This window comes from Oceanobacillus sp. E9, from assembly GCF_001741975.1.
Taxonomy (GTDB): domain Bacteria; phylum Bacillota; class Bacilli; order Bacillales; family Amphibacillaceae; genus Oceanobacillus; species Oceanobacillus kimchii.
In genome coordinates this window covers 146,361-163,178 of the sequence record NZ_LSNA01000009.1, presented here as the reverse complement: position 1 = coordinate 163,178, position 16,818 = coordinate 146,361, and the positions used below count along the sequence as shown (strand labels likewise).

13 protein-coding genes are annotated in these 16,818 nt (G+C 36.3%); 10 read left to right on the top strand and 3 right to left on the bottom strand.

Annotated features, from left to right (window positions below):
- Nucleotides 1-16 precede the first annotated feature (16 nt).
- From purD to AQ616_RS16980, 4 genes are all read left to right on the top strand, one after another.
- Complete coding sequence (gene purD, locus AQ616_RS16995) at nt 17-1,288, top strand: phosphoribosylamine--glycine ligase (protein WP_069686363.1); 1,272 nt, start codon at nt 17-19, stop codon at nt 1,286-1,288.
- A 555-nt stretch (nt 1,289-1,843) separates the two neighbouring features.
- Nucleotides 1,844-3,583, top strand: a complete 1,740-nt coding sequence (locus AQ616_RS16990) for an adenine deaminase (RefSeq protein WP_069686362.1) — start codon at nt 1,844-1,846, stop codon at nt 3,581-3,583.
- A 42-nt stretch (nt 3,584-3,625) separates the two neighbouring features.
- The gene (locus AQ616_RS16985; RefSeq protein ID WP_069686361.1) at nt 3,626-4,684 is read left to right on the top strand and encodes a DUF3048 domain-containing protein; all 1,059 of its coding nucleotides are present in this window, start codon (nt 3,626-3,628) and stop codon (nt 4,682-4,684) included.
- 24 nt (nt 4,685-4,708) lie between these two features.
- Complete coding sequence (locus AQ616_RS16980) at nt 4,709-5,005, top strand: YerC/YecD family TrpR-related protein (RefSeq protein ID WP_017795903.1); 297 nt, start codon at nt 4,709-4,711, stop codon at nt 5,003-5,005.
- Nucleotides 5,006-5,302: 297 nt separating this feature from the next.
- Here AQ616_RS16980 and kynA read toward each other — a convergent pair whose 3' ends face one another.
- The 3 genes from kynA to kynU are packed head-to-tail and all read right to left on the bottom strand — an operon-like array spanning nt 5,303 to nt 8,057.
- Nucleotides 5,303-6,145 (bottom strand): tryptophan 2,3-dioxygenase, encoded by an 843-nt coding sequence (kynA, locus tag AQ616_RS16975; RefSeq protein ID WP_077595910.1) that lies wholly within the window; start codon nt 6,143-6,145, stop codon nt 5,303-5,305.
- A complete protein-coding gene (gene kynB / locus AQ616_RS16970; RefSeq protein ID WP_069686359.1) occupies nt 6,135-6,782 on the bottom strand; it encodes an arylformamidase in 648 nt (215 codons plus the stop codon). Before kynB ends, kynA begins: the two co-directional genes overlap by 11 nt.
- Nucleotides 6,783-8,057 carry a kynureninase gene (kynU, locus tag AQ616_RS16965; RefSeq protein ID WP_069686358.1) on the bottom strand — a complete coding sequence of 425 codons (1,275 nt, stop codon included), beginning with the start codon at nt 8,055-8,057 and terminating at the stop codon, nt 6,783-6,785. It lies immediately after the preceding gene.
- A gap of 135 nt (nt 8,058-8,192) precedes the next feature.
- Between kynU and AQ616_RS16960 the strand changes: the two genes are divergently transcribed.
- From AQ616_RS16960 to AQ616_RS16935, 6 genes are all read left to right on the top strand, one after another.
- Nucleotides 8,193-8,813 carry a TetR/AcrR family transcriptional regulator gene (locus AQ616_RS16960; protein ID WP_017795907.1) on the top strand — a complete coding sequence of 207 codons (621 nt, stop codon included), beginning with the start codon at nt 8,193-8,195 and terminating at the stop codon, nt 8,811-8,813.
- Nucleotides 8,814-9,210: 397 nt separating this feature from the next.
- The gene (pcrB, locus tag AQ616_RS16955; RefSeq protein WP_069686357.1) at nt 9,211-9,900 is read left to right on the top strand and encodes a heptaprenylglyceryl phosphate synthase; all 690 of its coding nucleotides are present in this window, start codon (nt 9,211-9,213) and stop codon (nt 9,898-9,900) included.
- A gap of 23 nt (nt 9,901-9,923) precedes the next feature.
- Nucleotides 9,924-12,149: a DNA helicase PcrA gene (gene pcrA / locus AQ616_RS16950; protein ID WP_069686356.1), complete on the top strand. Its 2,226-nt coding sequence runs from the start codon at nt 9,924-9,926 to the stop codon at nt 12,147-12,149.
- 11 nt (nt 12,150-12,160) lie between these two features.
- Nucleotides 12,161-14,164 (top strand): NAD-dependent DNA ligase LigA, encoded by a 2,004-nt coding sequence (gene ligA, locus AQ616_RS16945; RefSeq protein WP_017795910.1) that lies wholly within the window; start codon nt 12,161-12,163, stop codon nt 14,162-14,164.
- Between the two features lie 12 nt (nt 14,165-14,176).
- Nucleotides 14,177-15,286 carry a CamS family sex pheromone protein gene (locus tag AQ616_RS16940; protein WP_017795911.1) on the top strand — a complete coding sequence of 370 codons (1,110 nt, stop codon included), beginning with the start codon at nt 14,177-14,179 and terminating at the stop codon, nt 15,284-15,286.
- A 249-nt stretch (nt 15,287-15,535) separates the two neighbouring features.
- Nucleotides 15,536-16,807 carry a helix-turn-helix domain-containing protein gene (locus tag AQ616_RS16935; RefSeq protein ID WP_069686355.1) on the top strand — a complete coding sequence of 424 codons (1,272 nt, stop codon included), beginning with the start codon at nt 15,536-15,538 and terminating at the stop codon, nt 16,805-16,807.
- Nucleotides 16,808-16,818: the final 11 nt, after the last annotated feature.

The window sequence follows — 16,818 nt, the reverse complement described above, 5'->3', positions numbered from 1 at the left end:
AGTAGGAGGGACGCTCTTGAACATTTTAGTAATTGGCCGAGGCGGTAGAGAACATACCATTGTGCAAAAGCTAAAAGAGAATACGGAGATAATAAATCTTTATGTAGCTCCAGGAAATGGCGGAATCGCAAATGACGCTACATGTGTAGAAATCGATGAGATGGATATCGATAAATTATGTGCGTTTGCAAAACAAAACGAAGTGGAGTTTACCATTGTCGGACCAGAAAATCCTTTAAACGCTGGCATTGTAAATAAATTTCAAGAAGAAGGATTAGCGATTTTTGCGCCAACCAAAGAAGCGGCTTTACTGGAAGGAAGTAAAAGCTTTGCAAAAAACTTTATGAAGAAGTACGAGATCCCAACTGCTGCGTATGGCGTATTTACTGATGTAAACGAAGCGAAAAAAATGGTAGAACAACAAGGTGCTCCAATTGTTATTAAAGCAGATGGATTAGCCGCAGGAAAAGGTGTAATCGTGGCTATGACAGAAGAGGAGGCTTTTCAAGCAATAGACGATATGTTAGTAGATAAAGCATTTTCTAATGCTGGAGCAACTGTCGTTATTGAAGAATACCTCGAAGGTAAGGAATTTTCCTTAATGGCTTTTGTCCATGAAAATCATGTATACCCTATGCTGGCCGCAAGAGATCACAAACGAGCGTTTGAACATGATCAAGGACCGAATACAGGGGGGATGGGTGCTTTCGCTCCGGTTCCTGATCTAACAAAAGAAGCTTATGACTTTTCTCTTGAACGTATTTTACAAAAAACTGCAGATGGGATGATAGAGGAAGGACGGCCATTTACAGGTATTTTATACGCCGGGTTAATGATGACGAAACAAGGACCGAAAGTCATTGAATTTAACACCCGTTTCGGTGATCCTGAAACACAGGTAGTCCTTCCATTACTTAAAAACGATTTGCTACAAGTAATGCAGGATGTGCTGGAGAAGAGAGATCCTGAATTAATGTGGTATGAAGAAGCTTGTGTTGGTGTGGTGCTTGCCTCTCAAGGTTATCCAAATGCTTATGAAAAAGGACATAGAATTCCAATGTTTGATTTACAACAGAAAAATTTTGTCATTCATGCCGGTACAAAAGTGAAAGAAGACGAATTAGTGTCTGATGGGGGGCGCGTGCTCTTAGTAGGTAGTCGTGCAAACAGTATGGAAGAAGCATCAGCAAATGTATATCGTCAACTGGAGAAAACAACGATTAATACAGATTCTTTCTTTTACCGAAAAGACATAGCAATAAACCAAGACAACAAAGCTAGGACATAAGAAATTTATATGAAATGTGAGAGGGTGGGCTTCGCAAATTAAATGGAGGCCCACCCGTTATATGTCTGAATTGCCAATAGGGTATTGAGAAAGAAATTAGAGCATTTGTAAAACTAAACTGCATTGATGATCCAAAATGGAGCGTTTCTCTAAACCAAATAAACCTGAGAAAGCGTAAAAAGTGGTGAATAGACGTGCTCTCTAAACCAAATAAACTTCAGAAACCGAAAAAAGTAGTGAATAGACGTGCTCTCTAAACCAAATAAACATGAAAAATCGAAAAAAGTGGTAAATAGACGTGCTCTCTGAACCAAATAAACCTGAGAAATCAAAAAAAGTAGTAAATAGACCAGCGCTATACCTCAAATACAACACCGGGATCCTCAAAAAATATTCATATTAAGTTAAACGTACCTAAGTTATTTTAGGAAGAAAACAAAAACACCACAATATTAACATTTGGTAAATTTTACAAAAATATACACATTCTTTACTTTATTAAAGCAATATATATGATAGAATAAAAGAAATTATTTATTACTGGAGAGTTGCCGTATGGAAAACGGAAGGAATTGGAGAAATCGCGAATTGCGACAACATGTAAAGGTGATTGATGGAACGGTATCACCAACTTTATTATTGAAAAATGCAACATACTTAAATGTTCATACGAAACAATGGTTAGAAGCAAATATTTGGATATATGAAGATCGAATTGTGTATGTAGGTGAAAAATTACCAGAACAGACAAAAGGAACAGAAATATACGATTGTAAAGATAAGTTTATCGTACCAGGCTATATTGAGCCACATTCACACCCGTTTCAATTAGCAAATCCGGAGATAACAGCTACACATGCAGCAAAAACAGGAACTACTACACTCGTAAATGACAATTTGACATGGTATTTGCTAACTAATAAAAAGAAAGCGTTTTCTATTATTGATCAGTTTAACAAATTACCAATTTCGATGTTTTGGTGGTCGAGATATGATTCTCAGACAACCTTGCAAGAAGAGAATCATTTTATTAATACCAACGATGTACTTGATTGGATAGAACATCCGGTAGTAGTACAAGGTGGAGAATTAACGGATTGGCCAAGTTTGTTAGCTGGAGATGATCGACTATTATATTGGATTCAAGAGACTAAACGTAAAGGAAAACCAATTGAAGGTCATCTGCCAGGTGCTTCATTACGAACATTGACAAAGATGAAATTATTAGGAATAAGTGCCGATCATGAAGCAATGACAGGAGAAGAAGTCATGAATCGTCTACAGCTCGGATACATGGTAGGTCTCCGTTACTCACCAATTCGACCTGATTTGCCTACCATTTTAGAAGATTTACTAGAGTATAGGTTAACTACTTTTGACCAGCTGATGTTGACGATGGATGGTCCAACTCCTTACTTTATGAAAGATGGAGTAATTAATACTTGTATTCAGATAGCTATCGATAAAGGAATTCCAATAGAAGATGCGTATCGCATGGGATCTTTTCATGCTGCAAAACATTTGCGTATGGATGAGGAACTTGGCAGCATTGCACCGGGTAGAATCGCACATATTAACATCCTACAAGAAAAAGATAATCCAAATCCGGTAAGTGTGCTCGCGAAAGGACAATGGATTGTAAAAGAAACAAAAGAGATAGATATTCCACCAATTATCGATTGGAGTAATTATGAGATTAATGAAATGAATATAGATTGGGATTTAACGGAAGATGATTTACAATTCTCTGTTCCAGTAGGAATGGATGTAATCAATGATGTCATTATTAAGCCTTATACGATCGATTCAGATGTTAGTTTTGAAGAATTAAATGAAGAAAAGGGAGAACAATTTATCCTTTTAATAGATAGAAAAGGAAAATGGAGAGTAAATACTATTATTCGGGGATTTGCACCGAAACTTGGAGCGCTCATAAGTAGTTATTCTGCATCGGGTGATATTATTATTATCGGTAATAGCAAAAAGGATATATTTATTGCTTGGAATCGGTTCAAAGAATTAAAAGGCGGCATCATTCTTGTTAATGATGGTGAAATATTAACGGAAATTCCATTACAACTTGGAGGATCTCTTCCAAATGAGCCAATGGAACAAATGATAGTGTTAGATAAACAATTAAAGGATACGTTACAAAAATATGGATTTGCCTTTTATGATCCAGTCTATAGCCTATTATTCTTGTCCGCTTTTCATCTACCTTTCTTTAGAATTACACAGAAAGGACTATTAGATGTAAAAAATCGTGATATAGTCTTTCCAGCAACGATGAGGTAGCCTATAATAAGAAATAACTTATTTTACAAAAAGGTGTTGTCTATGAAAAGAGTAGGGTTCGTTATATTGCTCATTATTTCTTTATTAATCGCTTGCGAAGAGGACAATCATGATGCAACAGCAAACACACAAAAAGAACCAGGTGTAGATAAAAAAGAACAAGTGACAGATAGTCGTAATCAAGAAGTATATCCATTATCAGGGATGGTTTCTAAAGGTGAGAATATTGATCAACGTCCGATTGGTGTGATGGTTAACAATCATCGGTCTGCTCGACCTCAATCTGGTTTATCTGATGCTGATATTATATTTGAAATATTAGCTGAAGGAACAATAACGCGATTTCTTGCCATTTACCAAAGTGATCTGCCTGAAGTAGTTGGTCCTGTGCGAAGTGCAAGAGAGTATTATGCAGATATCGCGAATGGCTATAATAGTATATATGTATACCATGGTGCCGCTAATTTTGTAAATGATATCATTGCTTCAAAAGGAATTGATCATTTGAATGGATCGGTTTATGATAACGATGGACATTTATTTAAAAGAGAGAGCTTTAGAAAAGCACCGCATAATTCATACTTGCAACTACCTGCCGTAAACGAAGTTGCAACCGAAAAAGGTGTCGAAATATCAAATTCAATAGAATCACTTGAGTTTTTAACAGATGCGGAGGTAGAAGGTTTATCTGGAGACTCGGCGAATAGTATTGAAGTTGTCTACAGTAGTAACCCTGCAAATGTGGTAGAATATATATACCAAGAAGATGAAGGTACATATACTCGATCAAGTGAAGGGATACAGACAGTTGAATTACAAACAGACCAACCAATAACTGTTGAGAACATATTTATCTTAGAAACTCACCACGAAGTTATTGATGATGCTGGCAGAAGAACAGTTGATTTAACAAGTGGCGGCTCTGCATATTTAATTCAACATGGACAATATCAAAAAGTGGAGTGGGAAAATAGAGACGGAAGAATTGTACCGGTAAAAGATGGCAAAGAAATTGGACTTATTCCAGGAATGACTTGGGTAAACGTCGTACCAAGCGAAGATCCTGGAATGGAACAAGCTGTTACTATTTCTGGTCAGTAGGGCTAAGGTTAAGGAGGAAATTTCGTGCAAATCGATAAATTACGAGGAGAGCAATTAGATCTTTTGTTTGATGCTATTCTATCGTTAAAAGATAAAGAAGAATGCTATAAATTTTTTGATGATATTGCGACAATGTCAGAGGTTCAGTCATTGTCGCAACGATTTCAAGTAGCGAAAATGCTGACGGAAGGAAAAACGTATAGTGCAATTGAGAAGGAAACAAAAGCATCTACTGCGACAATTTCCAGAGTAAGACGTTGTATTAACTATGGTAGTGACGGATACAATTTAGTGTTAGAACGAATGAATATAAAAGAATAGTAGCAAGCACCTTCCAATCAGGAAGGTGTTTTTTTATGCGTGCTAGGCATCCAATTCCACTGTAGAGCTACACATTAACCAACCGCTAGAGAAACGAAAGTACTTATTTCGAGGTAAAGGATGAAGGAAGTGTGCCGTAGGAAATCTTGTGAAAATAGTAAATAGGATAAAGGTTCCCAAGAACATCTCTCGGTCATATTGTCCAGCAACATAAGTGGATTTCCACATAGACCGAGTCCAATTATGGCAAACTACTGATGATTATATAAATTGAAAAGGAAAGCACAAAGCTTTCCTTTACAATTCCGTACGAAGCTCCCACAATTCCGGGAAAAAGTACTGATCGATTACTTTTTTCAAATAAGCAACACCGCCGGAACCGCCAGTACCGCGTTTAAATCCAATAATTCGTTCAACAGTCTTCATATGTCTGAACCGCCACTGCTGGAATAGATCTTCAATATCCACCAACTCTTCTGCAAGCTCATAAAGCTCCCAGTACTTATCAACGTTCCGATAAACAGTTAACCATGCTTGTTTTACACTCTCATTTGATTGATGTGTTACACGCACATCACGATTCAGCACTTCTTCATCGATTGGTAAACCAGCCCTTACTAGTGCCTGAATAGAAACGTCATAAAGACTTGGTGCATCGTAAGCTTCCTGTAAAATCTCTAGCAGCTCTGGGTCTTTTTCATAAATCTTCAGCACATATTCAGTCTTATAACCAAGAGCAAACTCAAGTATCCGGTTCTGATATGACTGAAAACCGGATGCGTTGCCCAGCTTGTCGCGGAACTCCATGTATTCAGCTGGAGTCAACGTGGAGAGAACATCCCATACATTTTTCATCTGCGCTTGTATTTGTGATACGCGTGCTAATTTTTTAAAAGAAGTAGACAAATTATCAGCCTGAATATCGCGAATAGCAGAATCTATTTCATGTAGAATCTGTTTCATCCAAATCTCACTCACATGATGCACTGAAATAAACAGCATTTCATCATGATGGTCACTCAACGGATGATGACTGCTCAATAATGTATCCAAGCCTAAATAATCACTGTAAGTCATCTTCTTTTTAAAGTCTGTATGAATACGCTTTTCATTTTTAAATGCTTCATGTTTATTTTGCATCGTGATTTCCTCCATTTATTGGTTTAATCACAGCTCTAACCAGACTTCCGTCGGCATCCTGAAGCGGGAGTGGCAGAGCAATCATTTCATAGTCGCCTTCAACTATCTGATCAAGCATGACATTTTCTAAAATGTTAATGTCATACTTAAAAAGTGCATGATGTCCAACTAGCTCCTTACTTGAAAGCGGATCTACCGAAGGCGTATCGACACCGACCAGTTTTACTCCAAGAAAATGCATGTAAGCAGCGCCGTCAGCTGTAATTGGCGTGACATCAGTCGGAAATTGTTCCGGATTGTTCGGCAGTGATGTCCGGATTAATAATCGTTCTGTATCTTCTTTCACTTTACTTTTTAAAGCTGTTTCATTTATTTCGTCAAATGCACTGAGGTCTATTACTTTACACGGCCCAATATACCGATCGATTTCCAGGTCAAGGATCCGTTTTCCATCTTCCATAAAATGATAGGGAGCATCCGCATGGGTCCCCACATGCGTGCTCGTCTTGATCCTTCCAATATTCACAGAACCGGTCATTTCCTTCGTTACCGGTGTATGAAAATGAAATGATTGATCCCCCGGCCAACAAGCTAAATTATTATTTATCGGTTGAGAAATATCAATCCATACACCCATTTAGGAAACAACCTCCCTTACATTTTCAAATTGCTTATATAATTCATCTTCCATAATCGTTTTAAAAATTTGTACGCAATCATAAACATCTTCAAATGTATTATATAAAGCAACAGGTGCTAGGCGAATGCCGCTTGGGGTTCTGAAATCCGGAATAACCTTTTTCATTTTTAATGCTTTGCATATCCGAGCAGCTTCAGGATGTTCGACATATATGTGACCGCCGCGTTGGATATGATTTTCTGGGTTACAGATCACTACGCCATGCCCATCGAGTTCATATTTAATTAACTCCATTAAATAGTCCGTCAGCGCGAGTGATTTTCTACGTACTTTTTCAATTCCGGCTTCATGAAATAAGTCTAGTGATCCAATCAGAGGTGCCACACTAAAAAGATGAGGTGTTCCAATTTGAAAAGCCCCGGCATTATTAGCAGGTGTTAAGGTATGTTCCATGTCAAATTGCTTATCCTTAGCAGAACTGAACCATCCCGCTAGTCCAGGTGCAACACCAAAATGCTTTTCATGTAAAAATAAACCTGCGACACTACCCGGTCCTCCGTTTAGATGTTTGTAGGTGCACCAGAAGGCAAAATCAACACCCCATTTATGAAGGTCATGTGGAATAGATCCAATCGAATGGCATAAATCAAAACCAATTTTAATGTTGCGTTTGTGGGCCTCTCTTGTAAGTCGTTCCATATCAAGAATTTGTCCGCTCCGGTATAGAACACTTGGGAGCACGATCAGCGCAATATCATCTGTCATCGCTTCAATAATGTGTTCCTCGTTTAACAGATTTCCATCCTCACTCTGCACCTGTACCAAATGGGATTCATCATACCCTTTTAATTGCAATTGTGCCTTCAATGCATAAATATCACTTGGAAACGTTAATGCATCTGCTAAAATCTTTGTACGCTTTCCTTCAGGCTGAAAAAAAGTTGATACAAGCTGATGTAAATTAACCGTTGTGGAACCGGTCGCAATAACTTCATCTTTTTTTCCACCAACTAGGACTGACATCTTTTCACCTAGACGTTCAGACAGATAGTACCACGGATGATCTCCTTCCATCCAACCGTCGATGCCATATTTCTTCCAAGAGTCAATTATGTTATGTAGTGCGTTTTCTGCCCTTTTAGACATTAAACCTAATGAATTCCCATCCATGTAAATGCTTTCATTTTTAAGATAAAATTCACTACGGAACTGTTTCAATTCGTCCTGTTCATCCATTTCCTGCGCATACGATCTAGTGTATTTTTTAACCATATGTTTCCCCCTGGAACTATAATTTTTAACTTGAATTGTTTATTTATTGTATGGTTAAATTATATTTAATCACTGACATAGTGTCAATGACATAATGTCAGTTATTTCGTGTCATTGACATTGTAGGAGGTTGTCATGAAAAATAAATTGACCAATCGAGATAAGCAAGCGCAGGAGACAAAAAGAAAACTAATTAAATCTGCCCATCATGTCTATTTACAAAATGGTTTTGAAAAAACGACTATTTCTCAGATTATAAAAAATGCTGGTGTTGGATATGGAACAGCATATGTATATTTTAAAAATAAACATGAACTATTTATTACTGTTATGGAAGAAGTCATGCAGGATTTTTTCAAAGTAGCCAATCAGGAATTTCGCCCTGCTACACCTGAAGAAGCATGTTCACGGATAAAAAATCAGGTGAGAGATTATATGTCTTTAGCAATTAAACATAGACCGATTATGAAAGTTGTGAAAGATGCGATCGGCTCTAGTGAGGAGATTGAATCAGAATGGGGAAATATACGAAATGAATTCATTCAAGGTATTACTACCGATATTAAACATTCCCAGGATAAGCAGCTGGTCAATACGGCCTTTAATCCCTTCATTACTGCAAAAAACTGGTATTACATGAATGAGATGTTTATGTGGGAATTGGTTGACGCAGATAACAATGAAAATCTGGAACTTATTGTCCATCAGTTATCACTCTTCTATACCAGCGCATTGTATGGGGTTAGTGACAGCTGATTATAAAAATTAATATGAAAGCCTCCTTAGATGAAAATTGCCCGTTCAAATCCTTTTTAAAATGTCACTGAAAGAATAGAGGGTTGTTATAAAAGACCAATCCTCCACCTTTTAAAAGCGGGCCTTCTATCCTCTTTAGAATAGATCACAAATGTTTTATCATTTGTCTCCTCAACCTACAAATCGCTTCAGTACCCACTAGGGGGTGGGCAAAACCCGATAACTATCTCTACTCCAAAAAGCGGAACACTAGCTACGTTTCTAATGAACACATGCACTTCTGTGCTGTAAATTCGTCAGATTATGGTACGTAATAAAAATTTCGCTCAATCACTAAATTCCGCATATTATTTTTGGTATAATAAAGTAATGAATTTATTGATGGAGGAATTACGGTTTGAAAAATATAAATGAGTGGCATCATATTTTTAAATTAGATCCTGCGAAAGAAATATCCGATGAACATCTAGATCAAATTTGTGAGTCTGGGACAGATGCTATTATTGTTGGGGGAACAGATAATGTCACCTTAGATGGTGTACTAGATTTGTTATCTAGGATACGTCGAAGTCATATGGTTCCCGTTGTATTAGAAGTGTCAGAAGAAGAAACGTTAACTCCAGGATTTGATTATTATTTTGTTCCAATGGTATTGAATTCAAAAGAAAAAAAATACATGATGGATATTCAACATAAGGCAATTAAAGAATTTATCGACATGATGGAATTTGCTGAAGTATACTTTGAGGGATACTGTATTTTAAATGAAGATGCGAAGGCGTTTCAATATACGAATTGTGTAATGCCTGATCTTGATGATGTAAAAGCATATGCGTATATGGCAGAAAAGGTATTTCATTTACCATTTTTTTATGTAGAATATAGTGGTACGTATGGAGATCCTACTTTAGTAAAAGAAGTAAAAGAAGAGCTTCAAAATACTCAACTTCTATACGGTGGAGGAATCGAAACATCAACACAAGCGAAAGAAATGAAAAAATATGCTGATACAATTATTGTAGGAAATAGTATTTATACCAATATAAAGGAAGCATTAAAAACAGTAGAGGCAGTAAAAGGGAATTAAACAGTAGTAAGGACGGTGTACGTATGAATCAATCATTGGAAAGTATGATCAATACGTTAAATAAACAACAGCAAGAGGCTGTGCGACATACAGAAGGACCATTACTGATTATGGCAGGAGCAGGAAGTGGAAAAACACGTGTACTAACCCATCGAATTGCATATTTAATGGGAGAAAAAGATGTATCGCCACGAAATATATTAGCCATTACATTTACGAATAAGGCTGCACGTGAAATGAAAGAGCGTGTGAGCAAATTAGTCGGACCACAAGGAGAATATATGTGGGTATCCACCTTTCACTCCATGTGTGTCCGTATTTTGCGTCGTGACATAGATCGAATTGGATATTCAACCAATTTCTCTATATTAGATAGTAATGATCAATTATCGGTAATCAAGCAAGTTTTAAAAAATTTGAATATCGATCCAAAAAAATTCGATCCGCGTGCTATGCTAGGACAAATAAGTACAGCAAAAAACGAATTAATTACTGAAGAAGAATATACGAAAAACGCTGGGAATTTCTTTGATCGTCAAGTAGCTCAAGTATATGAAGGATATCAAAAAATGCTTCGTAAAAATCAATCACTCGATTTTGATGATTTAATCATGCAAACCATTCATTTATTCCAACGTATACCAGAAGTGCTGGAGTATTATCAGCGCCGTTTTCAATATATTCATGTGGACGAGTATCAAGATACCAATCATGCACAATATTATTTAGTGAAACAACTAGCTAGCAGATTTCAAAATCTATGTGTAGTAGGAGATTCTGACCAATCGATTTATCGTTGGAGAGGTGCGGATATTGGAAACATCTTAACTTTTGAAAAAGACTATCCTTCTGCTCGCACGGTTTTATTAGAGCAAAATTACCGTTCTACAAAATCTATATTACAAGCGGCTAATCAAGTGATTTCTAACAACTCAGGTAGAAAGCCGAAAAACTTATGGACGGATAATATTGATGGAAAAAATCTAAACTATTATCAAGGCGCAACAGAACAAGAAGAAGCTCTTTATGTCACGGATAAGATTCAACAGTTAATAAGAGAGAATGATTATAAACCAAGTGATGTTGCTATTTTATATCGAACAAATGCACAATCACGTGCGATAGAGGATACTTTATTAAAATCAGGTATTGCGTATCAAATGGTTGGCGGCATGAAGTTCTATGACCGTAAAGAAATTAAGGACATGATTGCCTATCTTAGATTAATTACGAATCCAGATGACGATATTAGTTTTGTACGTGTAGTAAATGAACCGAAACGTGGGGTTGGTAAGACCTCGGTTGAACGTTTACAAGCGTATGCAGGAGAACATGATATTTCGTTATATGAAGCGGTCAAAGAAGTTGATTTTACTGGAGTATCCAAGAAAGCAGCGAATGCGCTAGCTGGCTTTGAAAATCTAATTCGAACTTTATCGCAACAGCAAGAGTTCTTAACGGCTACAGATATGGTAGAAGCTGTATTAGAACGAACAGGCTATGAAGAGATGTTAAAGAATGAGCGTTCGATTGAAGCACAAAGTCGCCTAGAAAACTTAGAAGAATTCATGACAGTTACAAAAGATTTCGAGAAAGCAAGCGAAGATAAAACACTTATTGCTTTCTTAACCGACCTTGCGTTAGTTGCAGATATTGATCGTGTGGATGAAGAAGATCCAGATCATAATGAAAAAATTACATTAATGACATTACACGCAGCAAAAGGATTAGAATTCCCTGTTGTATTTCTAATTGGAATGGAAGAAAATGTTTTCCCACATAGTCGATCCATCATGGATGAAGAGGAAATGGAAGAGGAAAGAAGGCTTGCTTATGTAGGGATTACACGTGCTGAAAAAGAATTATATGTTACACATGCAAAAATGCGTACACTGTATGGTAGAACAAATATGAATCCAATAAGTAGATTTATTAACGAAATACCAAAAGAATTAATTGATGGTTTGGAAGAAAAGGATAAACCGATGTTTGGCGCAAAATCTCTTGAACGTTCCCCACAACAACCAGCTCCAAGGAAGAGACGTGCTGAAAAAATGCAACATTCTACAGGTGCTGAAAGTAAAATATGGGCCGTAGGTGAAAAAGCAAACCACAAGAAGTGGGGAATAGGAACGGTTGTTAAAGTACAGGGCGATGGAGAAAAAATGGAATTGGATATCGCTTTTCCTGCACCTATAGGTATTAAACGGTTATTAGCCAAATTTGCACCAATTACGAAGGAAGAATAGGGGCAACGCAAATGAATAAAGAACAAGCAAGTAAAAAGATAGAATCCTTAATTGAATTATTAAATCAATATGGATATGAATATTATGTGTTGGATAACCCTACAGTTCCTGATTCGGAATACGATCAGAAATTACGAGAGTTACAACAATTGGAGCAGGACTTTCCAGACTTAGTGATGGAAAATTCACCGACCCAGCGTATAGGTGGAGCTCCGTTAGCATCGTTTCAAAAAGTAACCCATAATATTCCTATGCTAAGTCTTGGAAATGCATTTAATGAACAAGATTTACGTGATTTTGCGAGACGTGCCAGTAACGGTACCGACCAACCAATCAGCTTTGTATGTGAGCTTAAAATCGATGGTCTTGCTATTTCTCTTACATATGAAAATGGCAAGTTTGTTCGAGGAGCTACTCGTGGAGATGGAACAATTGGAGAAGATATAACATCGAATTTAAAAACAATCCGCAGTATCCCTTTATCGATAAAAGAAGAAGGTACATTAGAAGTTCGTGGAGAAGCATATATGCCACATAAGTCATTTTTAGCATTAAATGAGCAACGTGAGAAAAATGAAGAGGAACCTTTTGCAAATCCGAGAAATGCTGCTGCCGGATCATTGCGCCAACTCGATCCAAAAATTGCTGCAAAGCGTAATTTAGATATTTTCCTATACGGTGTAGGTGAATGGGAGAATAGTGACCTTACATCTCATAGTGAGCATTTAGCTCGTTTAAAAGAACTAGGCTTTAAAACAAACAAGGAATGGAAGAAGTGTAATACGATTGAAGAAGTCATTGACTATGTAAACTATTGGACAGAACATCGAAATGATCTTTCCTATGAAATTGATGGTATAGTAATCAAAGTAGATAGTCTTGACCAGCAGGATGAATTAGGATTTACAGCAAAAAGTCCGCGTTGGGCGATTGCATATAAATTTCCGGCAGAAGAAGCGATGACAACTCTTCGAGATATTGAATTGAGTATTGGAAGAACGGGTGTTGTCACACCAACAGCAATATTAGATCCAGTACGAGTAGCAGGTACGACAGTTCAGCGTGCTTCTCTTCATAATGAGGATTTAATTCGCGAACAGGATATCCGGATTGGAGACAAAGTAGTAATTAAAAAAGCTGGAGATATTATTCCAAAAGTAGTTCGTTCTGTAGTCGAACAGCGAAATGGGGATGAAGAAGAATTCCATATGCCAGAGGAATGCCCTGCATGCGGCAATGAACTAGTTAGACTAGAAGAAGAAGTTGCTCTCCGTTGTATCAATCCGAATTGCCCTGCTCAACTAATGGAGGGATTAATCCATTTCGTATCACGTAATGCAATGAATATTGATGGACTTGGTGAGAAAGTAATTATTCAGTTATTCCAAGAAAACCTTGTTCAAACCATGGCTGACCTTTATCGACTTGATAAAGAAGAACTCTTACAGTTAGAAAGAATGGCAGAAAAATCAGTTACAAACCTTTTAGAAGCAATCGAGAAATCAAAAGAAAATTCATTGGAGCGTCTGTTATTCGGATTGGGGATTCGATTTATAGGTGCGAAAGCAGCGAAAACACTGGCAATGGAATTTGAAACAATGGAAAACCTCCAAAAAGCAACATATGAAGATATACTAGCTATTGATGAGATTGGAGATAAGATGGCTGATTCCATTGTACAATATTTTGCTGAAGAAAAAGTTACTGAACTCTTAAACAGTCTACGAGAACTAGGAGTTCAAATGGAATATAAAGGACCACGTAAATCAGAACAGGCAACAGATAGTATGTTTTCAGGGAAAACAGTTGTTCTTACAGGCAAGATGGAGAAGTTTTCTAGAAAAGAAGCAAAAGAAATAATCGAGTCACTTGGAGGCACTGTTACTGGAAGTGTCAGCAAGAAAACAGATATTGTCATTGCTGGTGAAGATGCTGGTTCAAAATTGGATAAAGCAGAGAAATTAGGAATTGACGTGTGGAGCGAACAACAGCTAGAAGATGTTGTTGGGAAGTAAGGAGGGAGCAGGTTGAAAAAAGTCAGCTTGTTAATGTTGGTGCTACTTCTTTTGTTAAGTGGTTGTCTTCAAAATCAAAATAGTGAAGAAGAAGTAGTACAAGATGATGCGGAACAAAAGACATCAATTGTCCCTAGTTATCAATTATCTGGTGAAAATTATCGTATGATTTTACCGTATAAAACGAGTGCAGCTAGGGGAGCAATTGTGAATCAGATCGCGAACCGTGTCGATATTGATGAAATGGAAGAAGGATTAAGGCGTTTGTCTAAAGATGTCTACAGTCCAGAGGAATTATATTTCCAAGAAGGACAGTACTTTGACACAGATCGAATATATTCATGGATTGACGAGTTGAATCCTGAAGTTGAAGAAGGGGCAGATGTTCAAGAGTATAGAGATAACCCGCGTTATCTCACACATGTTCTCGAGCAAAATTTTATGCGACATTCTGATGATCAAAGTGTTGAGCTTGAAGGTATTTCCCTAGGTATTGCAATGAAGTCAGTATATAGTTTCCAAACGGAACCGGGCGGAACTACTTACTATCAAGATATACCAGAACAGGAAATGTTAAGTGTCGCGAATGATGTTGCACAAAATATCGTAACTGATATAAGAGAAAATGATGAAAATTTGCGTGATGTACCAATTATGATTGCAATCTATAGAGAAGAAGAACAAGCATCTCCTGTCCCAGGAAATTTTGTAGCAAGAACGAATGTCCCAGGTGGAAGTAGTACGGTTGACGATTGGGAAGAAGTCAAGGAAGAGAATATACTTTTTCCATCTGATGAAGGATCAGAAAAATATTTCGAGGATCAAGAACTCGTAACAAACTTTGGTAATGAAGTGAGAAAATTCTTTCCTAACTATGTAGGACTGGTTGGGGAAGGATTCTATATCGATGAGGAACTGCAAAAATTACAAATAGAAATACCTATCGAGTTTAATGGAAAAGGTGAAGTAATAGGTTTCACCCAATATGCTTATGGGCTTGTACAAGAGATCTTTCCTAACTACTATGATATCGAAATAGATGTCGTTTCTAGTCAAAAAACAGAGAGTATTATTTATCGAAATGCGGGAGAAGATCAGGTTAACGTACACATTTATGATTGATTAGGTTACAAATAAGTTCATCCAAAGTAACTATTTAATAAACAAATATTGGTAAAAATGAGGATTTACTGTTTCTAGTTATATGTGCTTACAGAAACAGTAAATTTTCTTTATTTAGGAAAACAGGAAAACTTTTCTTATATTAAACAAGCATATACCTCTATGATTTTCCCAATATGAAAATATAGGAAACATGTTATAATTAATTTAACGAAACAGAATTCAGAATTAATTGATAGGGTGGGTACAATGATTGAGATTGGATCCTTTATAAAATTACAACGAAATAAACAAGAAATGACGCTTGGAGAGTTGTCAGACGGGATTGTTTCAGTATCTTATCTATCGAAAATTGAGAATCAAAAGACTCAAGCGAGCCCGGAAATTATTCAAATGCTCTGTAATCGACTAGGTATAGAGGTCGATAATAGTCAGGAAGATCTAATTAGACAACGATGCTCTGAATGGTATGGGATGTTGTTTGATAGTCATGATAAAGACGATATTGTCGACACATACAATGAGTTACAGGAGCTAATGGATAAGAATTTGTCGGAAAGTTTAATGATGTTCGAAATTCATAAAATTCGTTATTTCCTCGTTTTAGGAGAATTAGAAGCTTCTTTAAAAAAAATCAATGAGCTCAGTGAAATTTCGAATTCATTTGATAATGAGCAACAATATTATTGGTTTAAGTTTAAAGGGAATTACTACTCTATAGTAGATGACTTTTCACAAGCAATGCATATGTATAAAAATGCGGAAGATAAATTACAGCATGTTCGTTTGGATGAAAAAGAGATTGCTGATTTAAAATATGTAATTTCTATAACTCATTCAAAATTTCGTAATACTCTCGAAGCTATTGAATATGCAAATCAAGCATTAGATATTTTTATGAAAGATTATAATTTTATTCGTTGCGCTCAGTGTCATAACATTCTAGGAATATCATATCGAAGAATAAAACTTTATGATAAAGCAATTAAAAATTTTAATTTAGCACTACACCTAGGAAAGCTTGAGAAAAATAAAAAATTAATTCAATTAACGAATCAAAATTTAGGTTATTTGTACTCTGCAAGAGGGAATTCGGAACAAGCTATTGTTCATTATAAAGAAGTTATAAGTGATTCAGAAGTTTACATTTTAACGAAACTAGCTGCCATATCTTCCTTAATTAAAGAGTTATATAATACGGAAAACTATGAAGAAACAAAAGAAAAAGTAGAAAATGCATTAGTATTACTAAAGAGTTTTGAATCAGTAGATTCTGATGAACAATATTATGTTTATGTGATTTATACGTATAAATATTTATTAGAGGGTAATTGGGATAAATTCGTTAGCCATTTAACTACAAAATTTATTCCACATTTACAAAAGAAAAAAGATTATGCAGAATTAAGTAACTATCTAAAATTATTAGCTAATCATTTTGAAAGAATCAATAAGTACAAGTTAGCTGCTAGTTATTATAAAGAGGCTACCTTTGCCTATGAGCAAATTTCAAATATATAAATATTTTAGGA